Source organism: Pseudomonas sp. HAR-UPW-AIA-41, assembly GCF_002304225.1.
In the GTDB taxonomy this organism is placed as follows: domain Bacteria; phylum Pseudomonadota; class Gammaproteobacteria; order Pseudomonadales; family Pseudomonadaceae; genus Aquipseudomonas.
In genome coordinates this window covers 527913-552405 of record NZ_NSLB01000001.1, presented here as the reverse complement: position 1 = coordinate 552405, position 24493 = coordinate 527913, and the positions used below count along the sequence as shown (strand labels likewise).

Sequence of the window (24493 nt, the reverse complement as noted above, 5' to 3'; positions counted from 1 at the left end):
TGGAACCCCTAGCATGAGCACAGCAATCAGTCAGACTGCTTATAACTATAAGGTGGTCCGCCAGTTCGCCGTCATGACGGTGATCTGGGGGGTCATTGGCATGGCTCTCGGTGTTCTGATCGCCGCACAACTGGTGTGGCCGGAACTCAACCTGAACCTCCCGTGGACAAGCTTCGGCCGTCTGCGTCCTCTGCATACCAACGCAGTGATCTTCGCCTTCGGCGGTTGCGCCCTGTTTGCCACGTCCTATTACGTGGTACAGCGCACGTCCCAGGCACGACTGATTTCTGACTCGCTGGCGGCCTTCACCTTCTGGGGCTGGCAGGCAATCATCGTGCTTGCCGTGATTACGCTGCCGCTGGGTTATACCACCTCGAAGGAATACGCCGAGCTGGAATGGCCGATCGACATCCTGATTGCAGTAGTGTGGGTGAGCTATGCCCTAGTGTTCTTTGGCACCATCGTCAAGCGCACCACCAAGCATATCTATGTCGGTAACTGGTTCTTCGGTGGATTCATTCTCACCGTCGCCCTGCTACACATCGTCAACAACCTGGAGCTGCCGGTTGGCGCCCTGAAGTCCTACTCGATCTATTCGGGTGCGACTGACGCGATGATCCAGTGGTGGTACGGCCACAACGCCGTGGGCTTCTTCCTGACTGCCGGCTTCCTCGGCATGATGTACTACTTCGTACCGAAGCAGGCTGCCCGCCCGATCTACTCCTACCGCCTGTCGATCGTGCACTTCTGGGCACTGATCACCCTGTACATCTGGGCCGGTCCGCACCACCTGCACTACACCGCGCTGCCGGACTGGGCTCAGTCCCTGGGCATGGTGATGTCCCTGATTCTGCTGGCTCCGAGCTGGGGCGGCATGATCAACGGCATGATGACCCTGTCCGGCGCCTGGCATAAGCTGCGCACCGACCCCATCCTGCGCTTCCTGGTGGTGTCCCTGGCCTTCTACGGCATGTCCACCTTCGAAGGCCCGATGATGGCCATCAAGACCGTCAACGCCTTGTCTCACTACACCGACTGGACCATCGGCCACGTGCACGCTGGCGCCCTCGGCTGGGTAGCCATGATTTCCATCGGTTCCATCTACCATTTGATCCCGAAAGTGTTCGGCCGTCAGCAGATGCACAGCATCGGCCTGATCAACGCTCACTTCTGGCTGGCCACTGTCGGCACCGTGCTGTACATCGCCTCCATGTGGGTCAACGGCATCACCCAGGGTCTGATGTGGCGCGCAGTCAACGAAGACGGCACCCTCACCTACTCCTTCGTTGAAGCCCTGGAAGCCAGCCACTACGGCTATCTGGTACGCATGATCGGCGGCGCCTTCTTCGTTACCGGCATGCTGCTGATGGCCTACAACACCTGGCGTACCGTGCGTGCCGCCAACCCGGCTGAATATGAAGCTGCAGCCAAGTTCACTGTAGAGGCAGCCCACTGATGAGCAGCAAACACGAACTCCTCGAGAAGAATATCGGCCTGATGGCCCTGTGCATGGTTCTGGCCGTCTCCATCGGCGGCCTGGTGCAGATCGTGCCGCTGTTCTTCCAGAAAGAAACCACTGAGCCGGTAGCTGGCCTCAAGCCGTACACCGCCCTGCAACTGGAAGGTCGCGACCTGTACATCCGCGAAGGCTGCGTCAGCTGCCACTCACAGATGGTCCGTCCGTTCCGCGCTGAAACCGAGCGTTATGGCCACTACTCCGTTGCCGGTGAAAGTGTCTATGACCATCCGTTCCTGTGGGGCTCCAAGCGTACCGGTCCGGATCTGGCCCGCGTAGGCGGCCGCTACTCCGACGACTGGCACCGTGCCCACCTGTACAACCCGCGCAACGTAGTACCGGAATCGAAGATGCCGGCCTACCCGTGGCTGGTGGAAAACAAGCTGGACGGCAAGAATACCGCCAAGAAGCTTGAAGCCATGCGCACCCTGGGCGTGCCTTACACCGACGAAGACATCGCTGGCGCCAAGGATGCCGTCAAGGGCAAGACCGAAATGGATGCCCTGGTGGCCTACCTGCAAGTGCTGGGCACCAGCCTCAAGAACACACGGTAACGCATGATGGATATCGGGACTCTTCGCGGTCTTGGCACCGCAGTCGTACTCATCGCCTTTGTCGGCCTGATCCTCTGGGCCTTCAGCAGCCGTCGCAAGAGCGAATTTGACGAAGCCGCCAACCTCCCCTTCGCCGATGAGCCCGATGCCGCTGCGCGTGACGAAAAAGCTTCTAGGAGTAAGAGCGAATGACCACTTTCTGGAGTTGGTACATCACCATCCTGACCGGCGGCACCCTCGTGGGGCTGACCTGGTTGATCTTTGCCACCCGCAAGGGCCAGCGCAAGGACACTACTGAAGAAACCCTGGACCACGCCTTTGACGGCATTCAGGAGTTCGACAATCCGCTGCCCAAGTGGTGGTTCATGCTCTTCGTCAGCACCCTGGTGTTTGGCGTTGGCTACCTGCTGCTGTACCCGGGCATGGGTAACTGGAAAGGCCTGCTGCCGGGCTACCAGGACGCCACCAGCTTCAAGAGTGGTGAAAAGGGCTGGACCGGCGTGCACCAGTGGGAAAAGGAAATGGCCAAGGCGGACGAGCAGTACGGTCCGATCTTCGCCAAATATGCCGCCATGCCGATCGAGGAAGTAGCCAAGGATGAGCAGGCCCTGAAAATGGGTAGCCGCCTATTCGCTTCCAACTGCTCGGTCTGCCACGGTTCCGACGCCAAGGGCAACCACGGCTTCCCCAACCTCACCGACAATGACTGGCTGTATGGTGGTGAACCTGAAACCATCAAGACCACCATCATGGGCGGCCGTCAGGCAGCAATGCCGGCTTGGGCAGCAGTAATCGGGGAAGACGGCATCAAGAACGTTGCCGCCTACGTGCGCAGCCTGTCCGGTCTGAAGAACCCGGAAGGGGTTGACGTTGCTGCAGGTCAACAGCTGTTTGCCACCAATTGTGTAGCCTGTCACGGTCCTGAAGGCAAAGGTCAGCACGCCATGGGCGCGCCGAACCTGACCGACAAGACCTGGCTCTATGGCTCCAGTTTCGCCCAGGTTCAGCAGACGCTGCGCTATGGCCGTAATGGTCGTATGCCGGCTCAGGCCGAGTTCCTTGGCAATGACAAGGTGCACCTGCTGGCTGCTTACGTGTACAGCCTGTCGCAGAAGAAGTCCGGGGAGTAAGCACTCCCCACCTCTGCCGCGACGCCCTGTCGCACACAGGCAGACCGCCATCAGGCGTACCATATGATTTAGTTATAAGCTTATTCCAGTCAGGGAAACCTGACTGGATACTTAAATAAAGCAGTGGTACGCCGTGATGACCGAACAGATTCCAGTCAAAGACGTCACTCCCAAGGCGAACAACGGCAAGAACACCGTTGATCTCTACGCCAGCCGGGAAAAGATCTACACCAAAGCCTTCACCGGCCTCTTCCGCAACCTGCGCATGGTCGGCGGAGCCTTTCTCTTCCTGCTCTATTTCGGCACCGCCTGGATCAACTGGGGCGATCGCCAGGCTGTTCTCTGGGACCTTCCCGAGCGCAAGTTCTATATCTTCGGCATGACCATCTGGCCACAGGACTTCATGCTGCTGTCCTGGCTGCTGATCATCTGCGCCTTTGGCCTGTTCTTCATTACCGTCTTCGCTGGACGCGTGTGGTGCGGTTATACCTGCCCGCAGAGCGTCTGGACCTGGATCTTCATGTGGTGCGAGAAAGTCACCGAGGGTGACCGCAACCAGCGCATGAAACTCGACAAGCAGCCCATGAGCCTGCAGAAGCTGCTGCGCAAGAGCGCCAAGCACAGCCTGTGGATTCTCATCGGCCTGGTCACCGGCCTGACCTTTGTCGGCTACTTTACCCCCGTACGTGAACTGATTCCCTCGCTGCTGAGTGGTGAAGCTGACGGCTATGCGTACTTCTGGGTCGCGTTCTTTACCCTTGCCACCTACGGCAATGCCGGCTGGCTGCGCGAGAACGTGTGTATTTACATGTGTCCGTACGGCCGTTTCCAAAGCGTCATGTTCGACAAGGACACCCTGATCGTCTCCTACGACGCTCGCCGTGGTGAAGGCCGCGGCGCCCGCAAAAAGGATGCGGACTATAAAGCTCAGGGCCTTGGCGACTGCATCGACTGCAAGATGTGCGTGCACGTCTGCCCCACTGGCATCGACATCCGCGACGGCCTGCAATTCGAGTGCATCACCTGCGCGGCCTGTATCGACGCGTGTGACAGCATCATGGACAAGATGGGCTACCCGCGCGGCCTGATCAGCTACACAACTGAACACAATCTATCTGGCCAGAAGACGCACCTGCTGCGCCCGCGCCTGATAGGCTACGCCGCAGCCTTGCTGGTCATGATGACGCTATTCGGCTATGCGGTGCTCAACCGCTCCCTGGTCGAGCTCGATGTCCTCAAGGACCGCGTGCTGTACCGCGAGAACGAAGAAGGCCGTATCGAGAACGTGTACAACGTCAAGATCATGAACAAGGCCCAGCGCGAGCAGACCTTCGTGATCGAAGTGAGCGGCCTGGAAGGCCTGCACTATGAAGGCAAGCGTGAAATCACTGCTGCCGAAGGTGAAGTCTTCTCGCTGCCCGTGGAGCTGTCCATCGATCCGGAGAAGCTGCCCTCGAGCACCAATGAAATTGTCTTCACCGTCAAAGCGGTGGATGACCCGTCCATCCAGAGTGACTCGGACAGCCGCTTCATCGGCCCGAGCGTACGTTGATAAGGTTTGCCATGCAGTCTGAAGCCCCCGTTACAAGCCAGTGGTACAAGCAGTTCTGGGCCTGGTTCATCATTGCCATTCTGGCCAGCTCAGTGGTACTCGGGCTCAGTCTGGTGTACATCGCCGTCAACGAGGGCGACAGTCTGGTGGTCGACAACTACTACGACGTCGGCAAAGGCATCAACCAGTCGCTCAAGCGCGAAGACCTGGCCAAGCGCCTGGGCATGCGCGGCAGCCTCACCCTGCATGAAGAAACCGGCATCGCCGAGCTGCGCCTGCAGGGCATCAGCAAGCCGCAACAGCTGGAGCTCAACCTGATCTCGCCAACCCAGCCCGAGCGTGATCGCCGGGTCGTTCTGCAACCGGCTGAGGGCGATCTGTACCGCGGCCTGCTACAGGACTTCCCTCAGGGTCGCCGCTTCATCGAAGTGCTTGGCAGTGAAGGCGGTGAGCAATGGCGCCTGTATGAAGAGAAGACGCTGACGGGCAGCCAGCCTGTGCAGCTTGGCTACTGATTGATTGAGCGATGAACAGCCCCACCGCGTGCTTTCATTGCGGCCTGCCGGTTCCGGCCGGCAGCCGGTTTCAGGCCCGTGTGCTCGATGAGCCGCGGGCCTTCTGCTGTCCGGGCTGCCAGGCGGTAGCCGAGGCCATCGTTGCCGGCGGGCTCGACGGCTACTACCGTCACCGCACCGAAAATGCCAGCAACCCAGATGCCCTGCCCCGCCAGCTGCAGGATGAACTGGCACTCTACGATCGTCCCGATGTGCAGGCTGGCTATGTGCAGCATGCAGGGGAGCTGGCTGAAACCTGTCTGCTGATCGAGGGCATCAGCTGCGCTGCCTGCGGCTGGCTGATCGAGCGCCACCTGCGCGGTCTGCCGGCGATCGCCGAGGCCCAGCTCAACCTGTCCAACCAGCGCCTGCAAGTACGCTGGGCCGACAGCCAGCTGCCGCTCAGCCAACTGCTGGGCGAGCTGCGCAAGATTGGTTACGTCGCTCACCCCTATCAGGCCGATCAGGCCGCTGAACTGTTACAGCGGGAAAACCGCCGGGCTCTCCGTCAACTGGGCGTGGCCGGGCTTTTGTGGATGCAGGTGATGATGGCCGCCATGGCCACCTGGCCGGAGTTCAATCTCGACCTGTCGGCCGACATGGACCGCATCCTGCGCTGGACCAGCCTGTTTCTGACCACACCGATTGTCTTCTACTGCTGCACCGACTTCTTCAAGGGTGCCCTGCGCGACCTGCGTACCCGCCACTTGACGATGGACATCTCGGTATCCCTGGCCATTGGCGGCGCCTATCTGGCCGGTATCTGGTCCACCGTGACGGGGGTCGGTGAGCTGTACTACGACGCCGTCGGCATGTTCGCCCTGTTCCTTCTGGCCGGTCGCTACCTGGAGCGCCGAGCCCGCGAGCGCACGGCAGCAGCCACTTCACAGCTGGTCAACCTGCTCCCCGCTTCCTGTCTGCGCCTGGATGCCGCCGGAGTCAGCCAGCGCGTGCTGGTCAGCGAGCTGAGCGTCGGCGATCAGGTGGTGATCCCGCCGGGGCACAGCCTGCCGGCCGACGGCCGCATCCTCGCCGGCCAGTCCAGCATCGACGAATCGCTGCTCACCGGTGAGTATCTGCCGCTGCCGCGCACGGTGGGTGACAGCGTCACAGCCGGCACACTGAATGTCGAAGGACCGCTGACCATCGAAGTTCAGGCACTGGGCGCGGCTACCCGGCTCTCCGCCATCGTCCGCCTGCTGGAACGGGCTCAGGCCGACAAGCCGCGTCTTGCCGAACTGGCCGACAAGGTCGCCCAGTGGTTCCTGCTCATCGTGCTTGGCGTCGCGACAGTAGTCGGCCTGGTCTGGTGGCAGATAGACCCGCAGCGGGCCTTCTGGATCGTCCTCGCCCTGCTGGTTGCCACCTGCCCCTGCGCCCTGTCGCTGGCCACCCCCACGGCGCTGACAACCGCCACCGGCAGCCTGCACAAGCTGGGCCTGCTGCTGACCCGCGGCCATGTGCTGGAAGGTCTCAATCAGATAGACACACTGATCCTCGACAAGACCGGCACCCTTACCGAAGGTCGCCTTACCCTCAGCCGCGTACTGCCCCTGCGTGACCTCGACAGCGATACTTGCCTGACCCTGGCCGCTGCCCTCGAAAGCGGCTCCGAGCACCCGATTGCCCGCGCGTTCGGTCGCGTGCAACCGGCCACCGGGCTGATCAGCCACCCTGGACTGGGCCTCGAGGGCGTGGTCGATGGCCGCCAGCTACGCATCGGCCAGGCCGCTTTCGTTGCGCAACTGAGCGGTCAGAACGCCCCGGCCATCCCCGGCGATCAGGGCCAGTGGCTGCTACTGGGCGACCAACAGGGGCCACTGGCCTGGCTGGTGCTCGACGACCGCCTGCGCAGCGATGCACCGGCACTGCTGGACGCGGCCCGCCAGCGCGGCTGGCGCGTGCTGCTGCTCTCCGGCGACAGCTCACCCATGGTGCAGACGCTGGCCAGACAACTGCGCATCGACGATGCCCGCGGCGGCCTGACACCCGACGACAAGCTGAACGTACTGCGCCAGTTGCACGCCGAGGGGCGGCGTGTGCTGATGCTGGGCGACGGGGTCAATGACGTACCGGTTCTGGCTGCGGCGGATATCAGCATTGCCATGGGCTCGGCCACCGATCTGGCCAAGACCAGTGCCGACGCTGTGCTGTTATCCAATCGGCTGGACAGCCTGGTGCAAGCCTTCGCCATGGCCCGCCGTACCCGCCGCATCATTATCGAGAACCTCGGCTGGGCCTGCCTGTACAATGGCCTGATCCTGCCCTTCGCTGCCTTGGGCTGGGTTACCCCCGGCTGGGCCGCACTGGGCATGTCGCTGAGCTCGCTCGTGGTGGTGATCAACGCCCTGCGCCTGAGCCGCTGATGAGTTTCCCGGAGATGCTATGCCCGCTCTGTATGTGATGATCCCCATCGCCATAATCGTGGTCGCCCTGGCCATCTGGCTGTTCTTCTGGGCCGTCGACAGTGGCCAGTACGATGACCTCGACGGCCCGGCCCACAGCATTCTGTTCGACGACGAAGACCCAAAGCACAAGGCCGGCGTCGAGCAGGCAGCCGACAAACAGGACAAGAACCCACCGCATGCTTGAGTTGCTGCCCCTGCTCGCCTCGGCCCTAATGCTCGGCCTTCTCGGCGGCGGGCATTGTTTTGGCATGTGCGGAGGTCTGATGGGCGCCCTGACCCTAGCCATTCCACCCGAACAGCGCAGTCGTCGTCTGCAACTGCTGCTGGCCTACAACCTCGGCCGCATCCTCAGCTATGCCAGTGCCGGCCTGCTGCTTGGCAGTGCCGGCTGGGCCCTGAGCAACAGTCCGCTGGCCAGCGGGCTGCGCATCGCCGCTGCCCTGCTGCTGATCGCCATGGGCCTGTATCTCGCCGGCTGGTGGAGCGGACTGACCCGCATCGAAGCCCTTGGCCGTGGCCTTTGGCGCCACATTCAGCCCGTGGCACAGAAGCTTTTGCCGGTCACCACTCTGCCCCGCGCCCTGCTGCTGGGCGCTTTGTGGGGCTGGCTGCCCTGCGGTCTGGTCTATAGCACTCTGCTGTGGGCCGCCAGCCAGGGCTCTCCCGGGCAGGCCGGCCTGCTGATGCTGGCTTTCGGTCTCGGTACCTGGCCTGCACTCCTGCTCAGTGGCCTGGCTGCAGAACGCCTGGGGCACTTTCTGCGCCGCCGCGGTGTACGTCTGACTGGTGGTCTGCTGGTCATTGCCTTTGGCCTGTGGACCCTGCCCGGCCCTCACCAACACTGGCTGATGGGCCACTGAGGCGCTCAGCCTCCCACTATTCCCGCCCAGTCACCAGCACAGCGCCGGAGCGCTTGATACAGGTCAAGGCCCCCGTGGCGCCGATTCCCTAGACTCGCCCCATATTCACCAGATTCTGGGAACGCCGCCATGCTCGACGCGATCCGCTGGGACGCCGACCTGATTCGCCGCTACGATCAGGCGGGTCCGCGCTACACCTCCTACCCCACTGCCGTGCAGTTCCACGATGGCGTTGGCAGCTTCGACATGCTGCACGCCCTCAAGGACAGCCGCAAAGCCCGGCGCCCGTTGTCGCTGTATGTGCACGTGCCGTTCTGCGCCAACATCTGCTACTACTGCGCCTGCAACAAGGTCATCACCAAGGATCGCGGTCGCGCCCTGCCCTACGTCGAACGCCTCGAGCGGGAAATCGCCCTGATCAGCCGTCACCTGGATGACCGCCAGGTGGTTGAACAACTGCACTTTGGTGGTGGTACTCCGACCTTCCTCAGCCATGATGAACTGCGCCAGCTGATGAGTGTTATCCGTCAGCACTTCCATCTGCTGGATGACGACAGTGGTGACTACGGCATCGAGATCGATCCGCGCGAAGCCGACTGGTCGACCATGGGTCTGCTGCGCGAGCTGGGCTTCAATCGCATCAGCCTCGGCGTGCAGGACCTCGACCCGGAAGTGCAGCGCGCGGTCAATCGCCTGCAGACGCTGGAGGAAACCCGCGCCATCATTGATGCCGCGCATACCCTGCAGTTCCGCTCGATCAACCTCGACCTGATCTATGGCCTGCCCAAGCAGACCCCGGAAAGTTTCGCCCGCACGGTAGAGGAAATCATCCGCCTGCAGCCCGATCGCTTGTCGGTGTTCAACTATGCGCACCTGCCGGAACGTTTCATGCCGCAACGGCGGATCAATGCCGAAGACCTGCCGAGCCCGGCACAGAAGCTGGCCATGCTGCACAACAGCATCGAACAGCTGACCGCTGCCGGTTACCGCTACATCGGCATGGACCACTTCGCCCTGCCCGACGACGAGCTGGCCATCGCCCAGGAAGACGGCCGCCTGCAGCGCAACTTCCAGGGCTATACCACCCACGGCCACTGCGACCTGATTGGCCTCGGTGTGTCGGCGATCAGCCAGATCGGCGACCTCTACAGCCAGAACAGCAGCGACCTGGCGGTTTATCAGGACACGCTGGACGCCCCCGAGCTGCCAGTGAAGCGCGGCCTGCATTGCAATGCCGATGACCGCGTGCGGCGCGAGGTCATCCAGCGCCTGATCTGCGAGTTCGAACTGCAGTTTGCGCCCATCGAGCAGGAGTTCGGCATCGTCTTCCGTGACTACTTCGCCGATGTCTGGCCCGACCTGCAGCAAATGGCCCGCGACGGTCTGATAAGTCTCAGCGACACCGGTATCGACATCAAACCAGCCGGCCGCCTGCTGGCCCGCTCGGTCTGCATGCTGTTCGACCGCTACCTCAGCGAGCAGAGCCGCCAGCGCTTTTCCCGGGTCATCTGATCCGGTACGCATAAAAAAGCCCGCCAGTTGGCGGGCTTTTTTGTCGGCATCGGATTAATCGTGCGCGCTGACCGCACCGATTTTGTGTACCGAGAGGTCGGCACCGTAGTACTCCTCCTCCTGGCTCAGGCGAATGCCCAGCGTCGCCCGCAGCAAGCCATACACGGCAAAACCACCAACCAGCGCGATCACCACGCCCATGGCAGTTCCGGCCAGCTGGCTGAGCAGGCTGACACCACCAAGGCCGGCGAGCGCCTCCTGACCAAAGATGCCGCAGGCGATGCCGCCCCAAACGCCGCACAGACCATGCAAAGGCCATACGCCCAGCACATCATCGATTTTCCAGCTCTTCTGCGTCGCAGTGAACGCCCAGACAAACAGCGCGCCGGCAATGGCACCGGTGATCAGCGCACCGACCGGATGCATCAGATCGGAACCGGCACACACGGCCACCAGCCCCGCCAGCGGACCGTTGTGCAGGAAGCCCGGGTCATTGCGGCCAACCAGCAGCGCGGTCACCGTACCGCCGACCATCGCCATGAGCGAGTTGACCGCCACCAGACCGCTGATGCCTGCCACGGTCTGCGCGCTCATGACGTTGAAGCCGAACCAGCCGACGATGAGAATCCAGGAGCCCAGAGCCAGGAACGGAATGTTCGAGGGCGCAAAGGCCACCAGACGACCATCACGATAGCGCCCGTCGCGGCGCCCCAGCAGCAGCACGGCGGCAAAAGCCAGCCAGCCACCGACTGCGTGCACCACCACCGAACCGGCAAAGTCATGGAACGGGGCGCCAAAGCTGGCTTTCAGCCAGTCCTGCACACCGAAGTTGCCATTCCAGATCAGACCTTCGAAGAACGGATAGATGAAGGCCACGATCAGCAGCGTGGCGCACAACTGCGGACCAAACTTGGCCCGCTCGGCGATACCACCGGAGATGATTGCCGGAATCGCCGCCGCGAAGGTCAGCAGGAAGAAGAATTTGACCAGGGCGTAGCCACTGTCGGCCGTCAGCGCGCTGGCGGGCTCGAGAAAGGTCACACCATAGGCGATCCAGTAGCCAATAAAGAAATAAGCCAGGGTCGACATGGCGAAATCGGCGAGGATCTTCGACAGGGCATTGACCTGATTCTTCTGCCGCACCGTGCCCACTTCAAGGAAGGCAAAACCGGCGTGCATGGCCAGAACCATGATGGCACCCAGCAGAATAAACAGGGTATTGGAGCCGTGTATCAGCGTTTCCACGGCACTATTGAGGTTTTCCATTGACGAACAAGGCTCCGTCGCTAAGGGTTGGCACCATATAAGTTCACGCAACTCGAATAGCGCACCATTTCAATGCACTAACCTTACCCTTTCATTGACTTCATCGACGCCAGCTCCGTTGGCCGGGCTGCCTGCGCACACCACTGATTCGATCGAAAGCCTTGGTTTTAAGGGCTTTATTGCTCTGAACGCACATTACACTTGCGCCTGGCAGGGGATGCACCCCACACCTTGCGCACCATCACTCAGCAAGGTCCATGCCCATAAAAGTGCAGCGCACCACAAGAGGTCACAACCCAAGCATTAGTGACCTTGCACGCCGCGACAACAAGCCCGAAGCTAAGGCATTCAGCGATCACCCGAGGAATGGCTTTGGATTGGCACAACCTGCTCACCCGCGAACGCTTGGGTAAAGTTCTGCACAGCTCGGAAGAGCTGGGCCGCAGCCCCTTTCATAAAGACCATGACCGCATCATCTTCTCCGGCGCCTTTCGCCGCTTGGGACGCAAGACACAAGTGCATCCGGTCTCCAGCAACGACCACATTCACACGCGCCTCACCCACTCGCTGGAAGTCGGCTGCGTCGGCCGCTCACTGGGCATGCGTGTCGGTGAAATGCTGCGCGAGGAACTGCCGGACTGGTGCGAACCGAGCGATCTTGGCGTAATCGTGCAGTCGGCCTGTCTGGCCCACGACATTGGTAACCCGCCCTTCGGCCATTCAGGCGAGGACGCCATCCGCTACTGGTTCCAGCAGGCCGCCGGCCGTGGCTGGCTGGATGACATGAACGAAGCGCAGCGCGGTGACTTCCTCAATTTCGAGGGCAACGCCCAGGGCTTTCGTGTGCTCACCCAGCTGGAATACCACCAGTTCGACGGCGGCACGCGCCTGACCTACGCCACCCTCGGCGCCTACCTGAAATACCCCTGGACTGCCCGTCACGCGGATGCACTGGGCTACAAGAAGCACAAGTTCGGTTGTTACCAGAGCGAATTGCCACTGCTGGAACAGATCGCCAACAAGCTGGGATTGCCGCAACTGGAGCACCAGCGCTGGGCCAGACACCCGCTGGTGTACCTGATGGAAGCCGCCGATGACATCTGCTATGGCCTGATCGACCTGGAAGACGGCCTGGAAATGGACCTGCTCGAGTACGCCGAGGTCGAAGCCCTGCTGCTTGATCTGGTGGGTGACGACCTGCCGGAAACCTACCGGTTACTGGGGCCACGTGACTCGCGCCGGCGCAAGCTGGCCATCCTGCGCGGCAAGGCCATCGAACACCTGACCAACGCGGCGGCACATGCCTTTGTCGAGCAGCAGCACGCCCTGCTGAGCGGCTCACTGCAGGGCGATCTGGTCGAGCACATGCACGGCCCGGCCAAACGTTGCGTGCTGCAGGCCAAGGCCATCGCCCGGGAAAAGATCTTTCAGGACAAGCGCAAGACGCTGCACGAGATCGGTGCCTACACCACCCTGGAAATTCTTCTCAATGCTTTCTGCGGCGCGGCGCTGGAGCAGCACGGCGGCAATGCCCCTTCCTTCAAGAACCGGCGCATTCTCGACCTACTCGGCAACAACGCACCAGACCCGCAACAGCCGCTGTACCACAGTTTCCTGCGGGTGATCGACTTCATCGCCGGCATGACCGACAGCTATGCCACCGAAATGGCGCGGGAAATGACCGGGCGCTCCAGCCCGGTCTGATCAGACCTGCAGCAGACGGTCACGCAGTTTCTGGATCTCGTCGCGCAGCTGGGCCGCGGCCTCGAATTCGAGGTCGCGCGCCAGGCTGTACATCTTTTCTTCCAGTACGCGAATACGCTTGGTGATCTCGCTGGGTGAACGCAGCTCGTTCTCGTAACGCCCACTCTCCTCGGCCACCTTGGCCAGTCCCTTTCGCTTGCCGCCGCGCGCGCCGGGCACCACAGCCCCCTCGAGTATGTCGCGGATATCCTTCTTCACGCCCTTGGGCACGATGCCATGGGCTTCGTTGAAAGCAACCTGCTTGGCCCGGCGCCGCTCGGTCTCGCCAATGGCACGCTCCATCGAACCGGTCATGCGGTCGGCATAGAGAATCGCCCGGCCATTGAGGTTGCGAGCCGCACGGCCGATGGTCTGAATCAGCGAGCGCTCGCTGCGCAGGAAGCCTTCCTTGTCGGCATCGAGGATCGCCACCAGCGACACCTCGGGCATATCCAGCCCTTCACGCAGCAGGTTGATACCCACCAGCACATCGAAGGCGCCGGTACGCAGGTCGCGGATGATCTCCACCCGCTCCACCGTGTCGATGTCCGAATGCAGGTAGCGCACCTTCACATCGTGGTCAGCCAGATAATCGGTAAGGTCCTCGGCCATGCGCTTGGTCAGGGTGGTGACCAGCACCCGCTCCTCGACGGCCACGCGCTTGCGGATTTCCGAGAGCAGGTCATCGACCTGAGTGGTCGCCGGACGCACTTCGATTTCCGGGTCAACCAGCCCCGTCGGGCGCACTACCTGCTCGACCACGCGACCGGCATGATCGGCCTCGTAAGGGCCCGGCGTTGCGGAAACAAAAATGGTCTGCGGGCTGATGGCCTCCCATTCTTCGAAACGCAGCGGCCGGTTGTCCAGCGCCGAGGGCAGACGGAAGCCGTACTCGACCAGAGTTTCCTTGCGCGAACGGTCGCCCTTGAACATGGCCCCGACCTGCGGCACCGAGACATGGGACTCATCGATCACCAGCAGTGAGTTGGCTGGCAGGTAGTCATACAAGGTGGGCGGCGCCTCGCCCACACCGCGCCCGGACAGATAGCGCGAGTAGTTCTCGATGCCGTTGCAGTAGCCCAGCTCCAGAATCATCTCCAGATCGAAGCGCGTGCGCTGCTCCAGACGCTCGGCTGCAACCAGCTTGTTCTCGCCACGCAGATACTCCAGACGCTCCTTGAGCTCGACCTTGATCTTCTCCACCGCCTCCAGCAGCACCTCACGCGGGGTCACATAGTGGCTTTTGGGGTAGAAGGTGAAGCGTGGCAGCTTTCGAATCACCTCGCCGGTCAGCGGATCGAAGGCCGAGAGACTCTCCACCTCATCATCGAACAGCTCAATGCGGATGGCCTCGAGGTCGGATTCGGCGGGGAAGACATCGATCACATCGCCACGCACACGGAAGGTAGCGCGGGCAAAATCCATATCGTTACGCGTGTACTGCAGGCCGGTCAGACGACGCAGCAACTCGCGCTGATCCAGCTTGTCGCCACGATCCACATGCAGAACCATTTTCAGGTAAGACGCCGGATCACCCAGACCGTAGATCGACGAAACGGTGCAGACGATGATCGCGTCAGGACGTTCCAGCAACGCCTTAGTGGCCGACAGGCGCATCTGCTCGATGTGATCATTGATCGAGGCATCCTTCTCGATGAAGGTGTCCGATGACGGCACATAGGCTTCCGGCTGGTAGTAGTCGTAATAGGAAACGAAATACTCCACCGCATTGTTCGGGAAGAAACTCTTGAACTCGCCATACAGCTGCGCCGCCAGGGTCTTGTTCGGCGCCAGAACCAGCGTCGGGCGCTGTACCTGGGCAATCAAATTGGCAATGCTGAAGGTCTTGCCTGAACCGGTAACCCCCAGCAGCGTCTGGTGCGACAGTCCAGCCTGCAGCCCCTCGACCAGCTGACGAATGGCCTCTGGCTGATCGCCGGCAGGGGTATAACGGGTGACCAGTTCAAACGCAGACATGCAGCACCTCGGCAATGGCATGTGACGCGCACTAAAATTGTGCGTCAAAGCCTGTGTAAAAGCCTGCGGTCGTTGTCGCCCGCAGCAGGCATGGCCGCTATAATACGGCCCGTTTGCGCAACCCCCAACCTGGTTACGTCAGAGGGTGTTGCCCCCACCTCTTCTCAGTTCGAGCTGCCGCATCATGAGTCTGTTTTCCGCCGTCGAAATGGCCCCGCGCGATCCCATCCTGGGTCTGAATGAAGCCTTCAACGCCGATACTCGCGCCAACAAGATCAACCTGGGCGTAGGCGTCTACTTCACCGACGAAGGCCGCATTCCCCTGCTGCGCGCCGTTGCCGAGGCCGAAAAGGCCCGCATTGCCGCCCATGCTCCGCGCGGCTATCTGCCGATCGAAGGTATCGCCAGCTACGACAGCGCTGTGCAGAAGCTACTGTTTGGGGCCGACTCGCCGCTGCTGGCCGAAGGCCGCGTGGTTACTACTCAGTCCATCGGCGGAACCGGCGCCCTCAAGAACGGCGCAGACTTCCTCAAGCGCCTGCTGCCCAACGCCACCGTGGCCATCAGCGATCCGAGCTGGGAAAACCATCGTGCCCTGTTCGAGTCCGCCGGTTTCCCGGTGCAGAACTATCGCTACTACGATGCCGCCAGCCACGGTGTGAACCGTGCCGGCCTGCTGGAAGACCTCAAAAACCTGCCGGCACGCTCGATCATCGTCCTGCATGCCTGCTGCCATAACCCGACCGGTGTCGACCTCAACCAGGGGGACTGGAAGGCCGTACTGGAGGTACTGCGCGAGCGCGAGCATGTGCCTTTCCTGGATATCGCCTACCAGGGTTTTGGCGATGGCATTGAGGAAGACGCCAGTGCCGTGCGCCTGTTCGCCGAGTCCGGACTGAATTTCTTCGTTTCCAGCTCTTTCTCCAAGTCTTTCTCCCTGTACGGCGAACGTGTCGGCGCCCTGTCGATCGTCACCAACTCAAGGGAAGAAGCAGGCCGCGTGCTGTCCCAGGTTAAGCGCGTGATCCGCACCAACTACTCCAACCCGCCGACCCATGGCGCCACGGTAGTCGGCAATGTGCTGAACAGCCCAGAGCTTCGCACCATGTGGGAGCAGGAGCTGGGCGAGATGCGCGAGCGCATCCGCGGCATGCGCCAGGCTTTCGTCGAGCAACTGAGCGCGGCTGCCCCTCAGCACGACTTCAGCTTCGTGACCCGCCAGCGCGGCATGTTCTCCTACTCGGGCCTCAACGCTGCTCAGGTCGAACGCCTGAAAGACGAATACGCCATTTATGCCGTCGGTACCGGTCGCATTTGCGTGGCCGCACTGAACAGTCACAACCTTGAAAACGTGACCCAGGCCATCGCCAAGGTGCTCTGAAAAAGTCAGGGGAAGTCAGTTGCAAAGTGTTGACTTCCCCTTCCGAATCAGTAGGATACGCACCGTTGTTCCGCGATAGCTCAGTCGGTAGAGCAAATGACTGTTAATCATTGGGTCCCTGGTTCGAGTCCAGGTCGCGGAGCCAAATGCAAAAGCCCCAAGTGAATACTTGGGGCTTTTTTATTTCTCCTAGCAAAATCAATCGTCGCATCAGGGCAGCAAACGCACCTGCTGATCATATTCACGCTGCAGCCTCTCCAGATGCGCCACAAGCGACGCCATAGGGTGAGCCTGCTGCTTGCCGATCAGGATGTAGAGCTCAACCAGCAGCAGCGCCTGACGGTCGTAATCAGCCTCGGAAACCGGCGGCAACAGATAGGGTTTCAGCGCATCCCAGCATTGTGCCAGCATCAGCAAGAGCTCCTGAACCTCAGGGTAGACCTTGTAGCCTTCAGAGTAATCCGGCAACACATTCATCAACCGATCTCCATAAGCAAAACAGGCCGATCAATGATCGGCCTGCGAGGGTTACTTCATGGCTACTCAGTTCACGCCGAGCTTATCGCGGTTCTTTTCGAGTGTTGCTGCTCCAATACCCTTCACTTCCAGCAACTCATCAACCGACGCAAAGGGGCCATTAGCATCGCGATACTCAACAATGGCCTTGGCTTTGACTGCCCCAATACCATTGAGCTCGCGATCAAGAGTCACGGCATCAGCAGTGTTGATATTGATGAGTGATGTCTGCGCGGACTCAGAAGCTGACTGAGTCTGCACCACGGCAGCAGGTACTGGAGCAGCAGTTTCACTTGCAGCTGCAAACAAGGAAGAACAGGAGATAACAGCGAATACGAGGGAATTAATGGCGGTTTTACGCATGATAGAAGCTCCTTTTCATTTTGGATTGCGGCATAAATCCAGAGCCGCAATCCAAAACTAGCTGCCTCACGCGACTTGTCAAACCACTCTGCTCATTTACTACTAAGAGCCTACCAAGCAATACTCAACAGAGTGCGATAGAAAGGCCAACCAAGACTCACTGAACTAGCTCAGTCGTTGACCCGATCCCGCAGCTCCTTACCCGGTTTGAAATGCGGCACGAACTTACCATCGAGGGTTACGGACTGGCCCGTCTTGGGGTTACGCCCTACGCGTGGCGCGCGGAAATGCAGGGAGAAGCTGCCGAAACCACGGATCTCGATGCGATCGCCGGTCGATAGCGCCTGCGACATCTGCTCGAGCATGGTCTTGATGGCGAGCTCAACATCCTTGGAGGAAAGCTGCCCCTGGTGGGTTACGATCCTCTCGATCAACTCCGACTTGGTCATGGTTTTCCCTTTTTATTCAAGCGGCTAGATCAGCTTCAAGTGTTTTTAGCATGACCCAATCGCTTTGAACAGCCCATCCCGTGACTGCTTTTTTCGCCCACAAAAAAGGGCGACCGAAGTCGCCCTTTTTCTGGTGCAGGATCGGGGTGATTAGCCCTGATTCTCCATCTGAGCACGGATCAGGTCACCAATGGTGGTCGGACCAGTGCTTTCAACTTCCTGCTTGCGCAGTTCTTTCATGGCGTCTTTCTCATCGTCCACGTCTTTCGACTTCACGGACAGGGAGATAACGCGCGACTTACGGTCGACGCTGATGATCTTGGCTTCGACTTCGTCGCCTTCCTTCAGCACGTTACGGGCGTCTTCAACGCGGTCACGGCTGATTTCGGAAGCTTTCAGAACAGCTTCAACATCGTCGGCCAGGGTGATGATGGCGCCCTTGGCGTCAACTTCCTTGACGATGCCGCGAATGATCGCGCCCTTGTCATTGATGCTGACGTAGTTGGAGAACGGATCATCTTCCATCTGCTTGATGCCGAGGGAAATGCGCTCACGCTCCGGATCAACGGAGAGGATGACAGTTTCCAGGTCATCGCCCTTCTTGAAGCGACGTACGGCGTCTTCGCCCACTTCGTTCCAGGAGATGTCGGACAGGTGAACCAGACCGTCGATACCGCCTTCCAGACCGATGAAGATACCGAAGTCAGTGATCGACTTGATGGTGCCGGAGATCTTGTCGCCCTTGTTGAAGCGGCTGGAGAAATCTTCCCACGGGTTGGATTTGCACTGCTTGATACCCAGGGAGATACGACGACGCTCTTCGTCGATATCCAGAACCATGACTTCCACTTCGTCGCCAACCTGAACGACTTTGGACGGGTGGATGTTCTTGTTGGTCCAATCCATTTCGGAAACGTGCACCAGACCTTCCACACCCTCTTCCAGCTCAGCGAAGCAGCCGTAGTCGGTCAGGTTGGTAACGCGCGCGGTGACGCGGGTGTTTTCCGGGTAACGAGCCTTGATAGCAACCCATGGATCTTCGCCCAGTTGCTTCAGACCCAGGGAAACGCGGTTGCGCTCGCGGTCGAACTTCAGAACCTTGACATCGATCTCGTCGCCAACGTTGACGATTTCCGACGGATGCTTGATACGCTTCCAGGCCATGTCGGTGATGTGCAGCAGACCATCGACGCCGCCCAGGTCAACGAACGCACCGTAGTCGGTGAGGTTCTTGACGATACCTTTGACCTGCTGGCCTTCCTGCAGGGATTCCAGCAGAGCTTCGCGCTCGGCGCTGTTCTCGGCTTCCAGCACGCTGCGGCGGGAAACGACAACGTTGTTGCGCTTCTGGTCCAGCTTGATGACCTTGAACTCGAGCTCTTTGCCTTCCAGGTGAGTGGTATCACGCACCGGACGCACGTCAACCAGGGAGCCCGGCAGGAACGCGCGAATGCCGTTAACGTCAACGGTGAAACCACCCTTGACCTTACCGTTGATAACGCCCTTGACCACTTCTTCAGCAGTGAAAGCTGCTTCCAGAACAATCCAGGATTCAGCGCGCTTGGCTTTCTCGCGGGACAGCTTGGTTTCACCGAAGCCATCTTCAACCGCGTCCAGAGCAACGTGGACCTCGTCACCAACCTTGATGGTCAGCTCGCCTTGTTCGTTGTAGAACTGCTCGACCGGGATGACGCCCTCGGATTTCAGGCCAGCATGCACGGTGACCCAGTCACCGTCGATGTCGACCACGATGCCGGTGATGATGGCACCCGGCTGCATGTCGAGGGATTTCAGGCTTTCTTCAAAAAGTTCTGCAAAGCTTTCGCTCATGTTGATTCCTGTTGATCAAGGGCAGGAAATCTGCCCAAACCATATTCCAGACAATATGGGTACGTTCATATAAAAGAGGCCGACAGGACTATGACTGGTCCCCTGGCGGCTTCTTGGTCACACAACGAGGTCGCGGCGCGCAACCTCATCGAGGATTCTTTCCAGCACCTGATCGATCGACATTTCGGTCGAATCCAGCTGGATGGCATCGAGGGCGGGCTTGAGCGGGGCAACTGCACGTTGCATGTCTCGCTCATCGCGCGCACGAATCTCGTCTAGCAGACTCGGCAGGCTAACATCTTCACCCTTGCCTTTCAACTGATGATAGCGGCGACGGGCACGTTCTTCGGCACTGGCGGTCAGAAAGATCTTCAGCGGCGCATCGGGAAACACCACCGTACCCATGTCACGACCGTCGGCCACCAGGCCCGGCGCCTCACGGAAGGCACGCTGCCGCTGCAGCAGCGCCTCGCGCACGGCCGGCAACGAGGCGACCATGGAAGCGCCTGCACCAACCTGTTCGTTGCGGATGGCGTCAGTAACCTCCTCACCCTCGAGAATGATGCGCTTGTCGACGAACTGCACGTCCAAGTGGGCGGCCAGGGTCTTCAGCGCTTCCTCATTGGTCAGATCGATGCCGTGGTTGCCGGCAGCAAAGGCCAGCAGCCGGTACAGAGCACCGGAGTCCAGCAGCTTCCAGCCCAGCTTGGCGGCCAGCAGACCGGCGATGGTGCCCTTGCCCGAGCCGCTCGGCCCGTCGAGGGTGATGACCGTAGCCAGACTCATCACTTGCCCTCCTCGGCCACGCGAATGCCGACTTGCGCGGCCAGACCGAGGAAGTTGGGGAACGACGTGGCGACGTTGGCGCAATCATGGATGCGGATCGGCGCACTGGCACGCAGGGAGGCCACACTGAAGGACATAGCGATGCGGTGATCGCCATGACTGATCACTTCACCGCCACCTATCGGGCCACCGTCAATAATGATGCCATCCGGCGTCGGCTCGGCTTTCACGCCCAGAGCCTGCAGACCATCGGCCATCACCTGGATACGGTCGGACTCCTTGACGCGCAGCTCTTCAGCGCCACGCAGCACGGTACGTCCTTCGGCACAGGCCGCCGCCACGAACAGCACCGGGAACTCATCGATGGCCAGCGGTACCAGATCTTCGGGAATATCGATGCCCTTCAGCTTGGCCGAGCGCACGCGCAGGTCCGCCACCGGCTCGCCGCCGACTTCGCGCTGATTTTCCAGAGCAATGTCGGCCCCCATCAGCTTGAGGATGTCGATCACGCCGGTACGGGTCGGGTTGATGCCAACATGCTCCAGCACCAGCTCGGAGCCTTCGGCAATGCTCGCCGCCACCAGGAAGAAGGCTGCCGAAGAAATATCCGCCGGCACTTCGATGTGGCAGGCGCTCAGCTTGTGGCCAGACTCGACGGTAGCGACATTGCCATCGACCGTCACGGGATAGCCAAAGCCCTGCAGCATGCGCTCGGTGTGATCACGGGTCGGCGCCGGCTCGGTCACGGATGTCTGCCCCGCGGCATAGAGGCCCGCCAGCAATAGACAGGACTTGACCTGCGCGCTGGCCATCGGCATTTCGTAATCCATGCCGGTCAGGCGCTGACCACCCTTGATCTGCAGCGGCGGTCGCCCTTCCGGACCGGTCTCGATCACCGCGCCCATCTCGCGCAGCGGCTTGGCCACGCGGTTCATCGGACGTTTGGACAGCGATGCATCGCCAGTCAAGGTGGTGTCGAACGGCTGCGCCGCCAGCAGGCCCGAGAGCAGGCGCATGGACGTACCGGAGTTACCCAGATAGAGCGGGCCGGGTGGAGGCTGCAAGCCATGCAGGCCGACGCCATGGATGGTCACGCGACCGTGATGCGGCCCCTCGATCACCACACCCATATCGCGGAAAGCCTGCAGGGTGGCCAGGGCGTCTTCACCCTCCAGGAAGCCTTCCACCTCGGTGGTGCCCTCAGCCAGCGAGCCGAGCATGATCGAGCGGTGGGAAATGGACTTGTCGCCCGGTACGCGGATACGGCCGGAAACTTTGCCACCCGGCATGGCCAGATAAATCAGGTCGGTATTGTGCATAGCGTCCACATAGGCCCGGCGGGCCAGGATTTTGCTGAAGTGTTCACGGGCCACGCGGGCGCGGGTAAACACGCCGAGCAGATGATGCCCATCTTGTGTGTCGACCGCGTTGCGCAGCGCATCGAGGTCGTCACGGAAGTCATCGAGGATATGCAGCACCGCCTCGCGATTTGCGAGGAAGATGTCATGCCACATCAACGGGTCGCTGCCGGCAATCCGCGTGAAATCACGGAAGCCGCCGGCGGCATAACGGAAAATTTCCAGATTCTCACTGCGTTTGGCCAGCGAGTCGACCAGCCCGAAAGCCAGCAGGTGCGGCAGGTGACTGGTGGCCGCAAGGACCTCGTCATGGTGCTCCACCTGCATATGCTCGACATCGGCACCCAGCACCCGCCAGAGCTGATCGACAAGCTCCACGGCAGCAGGCTCACAGGCTTCGTGCGGCGTGAGGATCACCTTATGGCGACGGAACAGGTTGCCCTTGCAGCCTCGACGCCACTCTGCTCGGAGCCAGCAATCGGATGGCCGGGTACGAAGCGCGGCAACTGCTGCTGCAGCTCACGGCGGGCGGCACGCAGAATATTGCCCTTGGCACTGCCCACATCTGTCAGTACCGCCTCGCCCAGCGGCAAGCGACCCAGACTGACCACTAGCTTCTCCATGGCGAGAATCGGCACGGCCAGCTGAATGACACTGGCGCCGACGCAGGCCGCTGCCAGATCGGACTCACAGCGGTCGACCACACCCAGCTCGACAGCCAGACGGCAGGACTCGGCATCCAGATCGACGCCAACCACTTCGCGAAACAGACCCGCCTCGCGCATGCCCTTGGCAAACGAGCCGCCAATCAGGCCAAGACCGATCACCACCAGCCGCTCCAGCGGCTTGTTCACCGCAGCCATCGGCTCAGTCACGGGCAAGCACCTGCCCAAGCACGGCGAGGAAGCGGGCATTTTCCGCTTCGGTTCCGATCGACACGCGCAGGAAGGTCGGCATGCCGTAGCCCGCCACCGGCCGCACGATCACTCCGGCCTGCAGCAGCGCCTGGTTGATCGGTGCCGCGTCGCGCGCGAAGTCCACCGCAATGAAGTTGCCTTTACTGGCAATCCAGCTCAGCCCCAGTACAGCCAGTCCCTGCTCCAGCTGGCGCATGCCGGCACTGTTGAGCGCGCGCCCGGCCTCCAGGTACGCAGTATCAGCCAGGGCCGCTACCGCCGCTGTCAGGGCCAGGCTGTTGACGTTGAAAGGCTGACGCACACGGTTGAGCACATCGGCAATCTGCGCCGAGGACAATGCATAGCCCACGCGCAATGCCGCCAGACCATAGGCCTTGGAAAAGGTGCGCGAGACCAGCAGATTGGGGAAGCGCGAAAGGAACTGCACGCCGTCCGGCAGGTTGTCGCCAGCCTCGACGTACTCGATGTACGCCTCGTCCAGCACCACCAGCACCTGCTCCGGCACAGCACTCAGGAAGGCTTCCAGCGCCTGACTGTCGAACCAAGTGCCGGTCGGGTTGTTCGGGTTCGCGAGGAAAACCACGCGGGTATTGGCATCGATGGCCTCCAGCATGGCCGGCAGATCATGACCATAGGCCTTGGCAGGAACGGCACGACCTTCAGCACCCACAGCCTGAGTCGCAATCGGATAGACGGCAAAGGCGAACTGACTGAACACGGCATTCAGACCCGGCGCCAGATAAGCCCGCGCCACCAGATCGAGAATATCGTTGGAGCCGTTGCCCAGGGTTACCTGCGCGGCCGTTACCGCATAACGCGCCGCCAGCGCCTGCTTGAGTTCAAAGCCATTACCGTCGGGGTAACGGGTCAGCTCCGGCAGCGCCGCCTGAATGGCCGACAGCACCTGACTGCTGGGACCCAGCGGGTTCTCGTTACTGGCCAGTTTGACGATACCGGCCGGATCGAGATTGAGCTCGCGCGCCAGTTCGTCCACCGGCTTACCGGGCACATAGGGCGACAGCTTTTGTACGCCCGGCTGGGCCAAGGCGAGAAAATCACAGCTCATGATTGATCCCTGTTCGCGGAGGGCTGGCAATGAAGCCGGCCATCTTAAGCCAAGGCGCGGCCGCCAGCGACCCCGGAAGGCGTTTTTTCAACTGATCGCCGTGTAACGGCCGGCCTTGTGGTTGAAGGCCAGCACCAGATTGAGCACCACAGCACCCAGCACGGAAATGCCAATCGCCTGCCAGCCCAGCGCCGTCAGGGCAGCCAGTAGAATCAGGCAGTCAATGGCCATCTGCACCTTGCCGGCCCGCCAGCCATGGCGGTCCTGGAGGTACAGCACGAGCAGGTTGACCCCACCCAGACTGGCACGATGACGAAACAGGATGAGCATGCCGATACCCATCAGAATGCCGCCCAGCACCGCCGCATACAGCGGCTGCAGCGCCTCGAAACGCACCCAGCGACTGCCCAGATCGGCAAACAGCGCGACCAGACTGACCGCACACAGGGTACGCAAGGTAAAGCGCCAGCCCATGCGCCGCCAGGCCAGCACATAGAACGGCAGATTGATCAGAAAATAACCCACACCAAAGGACAGCGGCGTCAGGTAGCTGAGCAGAAAACCCAGACCGGCCGTACCGCCGGTCAACAGCCCGGCGCCCTTGTACAGATTGATCGCCAGGGCAATCAGCAGCGTGGCGCTGAGCAGCGCCTGCACATCTTCCAGCCAGCTGTGCTGCTCGGGGGCCGGCAACGTCTCCAGACTCATGCTCACTCCAGAAAAAGCAAACGCCCGGCCGCGGTCAGGCGGTCGGG

The 24493-nt window shown here is 61.1% G+C and carries 21 protein-coding genes, 1 tRNA gene and 1 pseudogene; 13 read left to right on the top strand and 10 right to left on the bottom strand.

Annotation, left to right across the window (positions count from 1 at the left end; all coding sequences use genetic code 11):
- Positions 1–13: 13 nt before the first annotated feature.
- The 10 genes from ccoN (at position 14) to hemN (ending at position 10086) form a co-directional block, all read left to right on the top strand.
- On the top strand, positions 14–1456 hold the full coding sequence (ccoN, locus tag CK486_RS02530; RefSeq protein WP_095938696.1) for a cytochrome-c oxidase, cbb3-type subunit I: 1443 nt from the start codon (positions 14–16) through the stop codon (positions 1454–1456).
- Entirely contained in the window at positions 1456–2070 is a 615-nt protein-coding gene (gene ccoO / locus CK486_RS02525; protein WP_095938695.1) for a cytochrome-c oxidase, cbb3-type subunit II, read from the top strand. The genes ccoN and ccoO overlap by 1 nt, the downstream gene beginning before the upstream one ends.
- A gap of 6 nt (positions 2071–2076) precedes the next feature.
- A complete protein-coding gene (locus CK486_RS02520; protein WP_095939046.1) occupies positions 2077–2262 on the top strand; it encodes a cbb3-type cytochrome c oxidase subunit 3 in 186 nt (61 codons plus the stop codon).
- Positions 2259–3200 (top strand): cytochrome-c oxidase, cbb3-type subunit III, encoded by a 942-nt coding sequence (gene ccoP, locus CK486_RS02515; RefSeq protein WP_095938694.1) that lies wholly within the window; start codon positions 2259–2261, stop codon positions 3198–3200. Before CK486_RS02520 ends, ccoP begins: the two co-directional genes overlap by 4 nt.
- A 136-nt stretch (positions 3201–3336) precedes the next feature.
- Complete coding sequence (ccoG, locus tag CK486_RS02510; RefSeq protein ID WP_095938693.1) at positions 3337–4752, top strand: cytochrome c oxidase accessory protein CcoG; 1416 nt, start codon at positions 3337–3339, stop codon at positions 4750–4752.
- An 11-nt stretch (positions 4753–4763) separates the two neighbouring features.
- On the top strand, positions 4764–5267 hold the full coding sequence (locus tag CK486_RS02505; protein ID WP_095938692.1) for a FixH family protein: 504 nt from the start codon (positions 4764–4766) through the stop codon (positions 5265–5267).
- A gap of 11 nt (positions 5268–5278) precedes the next feature.
- On the top strand, positions 5279–7672 hold the full coding sequence (locus tag CK486_RS02500; protein ID WP_095938691.1) for a heavy metal translocating P-type ATPase: 2394 nt from the start codon (positions 5279–5281) through the stop codon (positions 7670–7672).
- A gap of 19 nt (positions 7673–7691) precedes the next feature.
- Positions 7692–7898 (top strand): cbb3-type cytochrome oxidase assembly protein CcoS, encoded by a 207-nt coding sequence (ccoS, locus tag CK486_RS02495; protein WP_095938690.1) that lies wholly within the window; start codon positions 7692–7694, stop codon positions 7896–7898.
- The gene (locus CK486_RS02490; RefSeq protein WP_095938689.1) at positions 7891–8574 is read left to right on the top strand and encodes a sulfite exporter TauE/SafE family protein; all 684 of its coding nucleotides are present in this window, start codon (positions 7891–7893) and stop codon (positions 8572–8574) included. The genes ccoS and CK486_RS02490 overlap by 8 nt, the downstream gene beginning before the upstream one ends.
- 129 nt (positions 8575–8703) lie before the next feature.
- Entirely contained in the window at positions 8704–10086 is a 1383-nt protein-coding gene (hemN, locus tag CK486_RS02485) for an oxygen-independent coproporphyrinogen III oxidase (protein WP_095938688.1), read from the top strand.
- Positions 10087–10140: 54 nt separating this feature from the next.
- On the opposite strand, the gene CK486_RS02480 is transcribed toward hemN, so the two are convergent.
- Entirely contained in the window at positions 10141–11352 is a 1212-nt protein-coding gene (locus CK486_RS02480) for an ammonium transporter (protein ID WP_095938687.1), read from the bottom strand.
- Positions 11353–11724: 372 nt separating this feature from the next.
- Here CK486_RS02480 and CK486_RS02475 point away from each other — a divergent pair, with 372 nt between their 5' ends.
- On the top strand, positions 11725–13056 hold the full coding sequence (locus CK486_RS02475) for a deoxyguanosinetriphosphate triphosphohydrolase (RefSeq protein WP_095938686.1): 1332 nt from the start codon (positions 11725–11727) through the stop codon (positions 13054–13056).
- On the opposite strand, the gene uvrB is transcribed toward CK486_RS02475, so the two are convergent.
- Positions 13057–15072: an excinuclease ABC subunit UvrB gene (gene uvrB, locus CK486_RS02470; RefSeq protein ID WP_095938685.1), complete on the bottom strand. Its 2016-nt coding sequence runs from the start codon at positions 15070–15072 to the stop codon at positions 13057–13059.
- Positions 15073–15256: 184 nt separating this feature from the next.
- Here uvrB and CK486_RS02465 point away from each other — a divergent pair, with 184 nt between their 5' ends.
- Both CK486_RS02465 and CK486_RS02460 read left to right on the top strand, forming a co-directional pair.
- Positions 15257–16453 (top strand): amino acid aminotransferase, encoded by a 1197-nt coding sequence (locus CK486_RS02465; RefSeq protein ID WP_095938684.1) that lies wholly within the window; start codon positions 15257–15259, stop codon positions 16451–16453.
- Positions 16454–16522: 69 nt separating this feature from the next.
- Positions 16523–16598 (top strand) — tRNA-Asn (locus CK486_RS02460).
- Positions 16599–16663: 65 nt separating this feature from the next.
- Here CK486_RS02460 and CK486_RS02455 read toward each other — a convergent pair.
- The 8 genes and pseudogenes from CK486_RS02455 to CK486_RS02420 all read right to left on the bottom strand — a co-directional run bounded on the left by CK486_RS02455 (position 16664) and on the right by CK486_RS02420 (position 24446).
- Positions 16664–16930 carry a hypothetical protein gene (locus CK486_RS02455; RefSeq protein ID WP_095938683.1) on the bottom strand — a complete coding sequence of 89 codons (267 nt, stop codon included), beginning with the start codon at positions 16928–16930 and terminating at the stop codon, positions 16664–16666.
- Positions 16931–16996: 66 nt separating this feature from the next.
- Positions 16997–17332, bottom strand: coding sequence for a ComEA family DNA-binding protein (locus CK486_RS02450; RefSeq protein WP_095938682.1), 336 nt, complete (start codon positions 17330–17332; stop codon positions 16997–16999).
- A gap of 170 nt (positions 17333–17502) precedes the next feature.
- A complete protein-coding gene (gene ihfB / locus CK486_RS02445; RefSeq protein WP_095938681.1) occupies positions 17503–17781 on the bottom strand; it encodes an integration host factor subunit beta in 279 nt (92 codons plus the stop codon).
- A gap of 150 nt (positions 17782–17931) precedes the next feature.
- The gene (gene rpsA, locus CK486_RS02440) at positions 17932–19611 is read right to left on the bottom strand and encodes a 30S ribosomal protein S1 (protein ID WP_095938680.1); all 1680 of its coding nucleotides are present in this window, start codon (positions 19609–19611) and stop codon (positions 17932–17934) included.
- Positions 19612–19728: 117 nt separating this feature from the next.
- Positions 19729–20397, bottom strand: coding sequence for a (d)CMP kinase (gene cmk, locus CK486_RS02435; protein ID WP_095938679.1), 669 nt, complete (start codon positions 20395–20397; stop codon positions 19729–19731).
- Positions 20397–22618, bottom strand: a pseudogene (locus CK486_RS02430) (bifunctional prephenate dehydrogenase/3-phosphoshikimate 1-carboxyvinyltransferase). The gene cmk and the pseudogene CK486_RS02430 overlap by 1 nt, the downstream one beginning before the upstream one ends.
- Before the next feature lie 4 nt (positions 22619–22622).
- Entirely contained in the window at positions 22623–23738 is a 1116-nt protein-coding gene (gene hisC / locus CK486_RS02425) for a histidinol-phosphate transaminase (protein WP_095938678.1), read from the bottom strand.
- A gap of 87 nt (positions 23739–23825) precedes the next feature.
- Entirely contained in the window at positions 23826–24446 is a 621-nt protein-coding gene (locus tag CK486_RS02420; protein ID WP_095938677.1) for a YitT family protein, read from the bottom strand.
- Between the last annotated feature and the right edge of the window lie 47 nt (positions 24447–24493).

Bases quoted from the DNA above. Each gene is read 5' to 3' on its own strand.
- ccoO (WP_095938695.1), top strand. From the start codon at position 1,456: ATGAGCAGCAAACACGAACTCCTCGAGAAGAATATCGGCCTGATGGCC.
- CK486_RS02455 (WP_095938683.1), bottom strand. From the start codon at position 16,930: ATGAATGTGTTGCCGGATTACTCTGAAGGCTACAAGGTCTACCCTGAG.
- rpsA (WP_095938680.1), bottom strand. From the start codon at position 19,611: ATGAGCGAAAGCTTTGCAGAACTTTTTGAAGAAAGCCTGAAATCCCTC.
- CK486_RS02505 (WP_095938692.1), top strand. From the start codon at position 4,764: ATGCAGTCTGAAGCCCCCGTTACAAGCCAGTGGTACAAGCAGTTCTGG.
- CK486_RS02480 (WP_095938687.1), bottom strand. From the start codon at position 11,352: ATGGAAAACCTCAATAGTGCCGTGGAAACGCTGATACACGGCTCCAAT.
- ihfB (WP_095938681.1), bottom strand. From the start codon at position 17,781: ATGACCAAGTCGGAGTTGATCGAGAGGATCGTAACCCACCAGGGGCAG.
- uvrB (WP_095938685.1), bottom strand. From the start codon at position 15,072: ATGTCTGCGTTTGAACTGGTCACCCGTTATACCCCTGCCGGCGATCAG.
- CK486_RS02450 (WP_095938682.1), bottom strand. From the start codon at position 17,332: ATGCGTAAAACCGCCATTAATTCCCTCGTATTCGCTGTTATCTCCTGT.
- CK486_RS02490 (WP_095938689.1), top strand. From the start codon at position 7,891: ATGCTTGAGTTGCTGCCCCTGCTCGCCTCGGCCCTAATGCTCGGCCTT.
- ccoP (WP_095938694.1), top strand. From the start codon at position 2,259: ATGACCACTTTCTGGAGTTGGTACATCACCATCCTGACCGGCGGCACC.
- ccoN (WP_095938696.1), top strand. From the start codon at position 14: ATGAGCACAGCAATCAGTCAGACTGCTTATAACTATAAGGTGGTCCGC.
- cmk (WP_095938679.1), bottom strand. From the start codon at position 20,397: ATGAGTCTGGCTACGGTCATCACCCTCGACGGGCCGAGCGGCTCGGGC.
- ccoG (WP_095938693.1), top strand. From the start codon at position 3,337: ATGACCGAACAGATTCCAGTCAAAGACGTCACTCCCAAGGCGAACAAC.
- hisC (WP_095938678.1), bottom strand. From the start codon at position 23,738: ATGAGCTGTGATTTTCTCGCCTTGGCCCAGCCGGGCGTACAAAAGCTG.
- CK486_RS02465 (WP_095938684.1), top strand. From the start codon at position 15,257: ATGAGTCTGTTTTCCGCCGTCGAAATGGCCCCGCGCGATCCCATCCTG.
- CK486_RS02420 (WP_095938677.1), bottom strand. From the start codon at position 24,446: ATGAGTCTGGAGACGTTGCCGGCCCCCGAGCAGCACAGCTGGCTGGAA.
- CK486_RS02500 (WP_095938691.1), top strand. From the start codon at position 5,279: ATGAACAGCCCCACCGCGTGCTTTCATTGCGGCCTGCCGGTTCCGGCC.
- ccoS (WP_095938690.1), top strand. From the start codon at position 7,692: ATGCCCGCTCTGTATGTGATGATCCCCATCGCCATAATCGTGGTCGCC.
- hemN (WP_095938688.1), top strand. From the start codon at position 8,704: ATGCTCGACGCGATCCGCTGGGACGCCGACCTGATTCGCCGCTACGAT.
- CK486_RS02520 (WP_095939046.1), top strand. From the start codon at position 2,077: ATGGATATCGGGACTCTTCGCGGTCTTGGCACCGCAGTCGTACTCATC.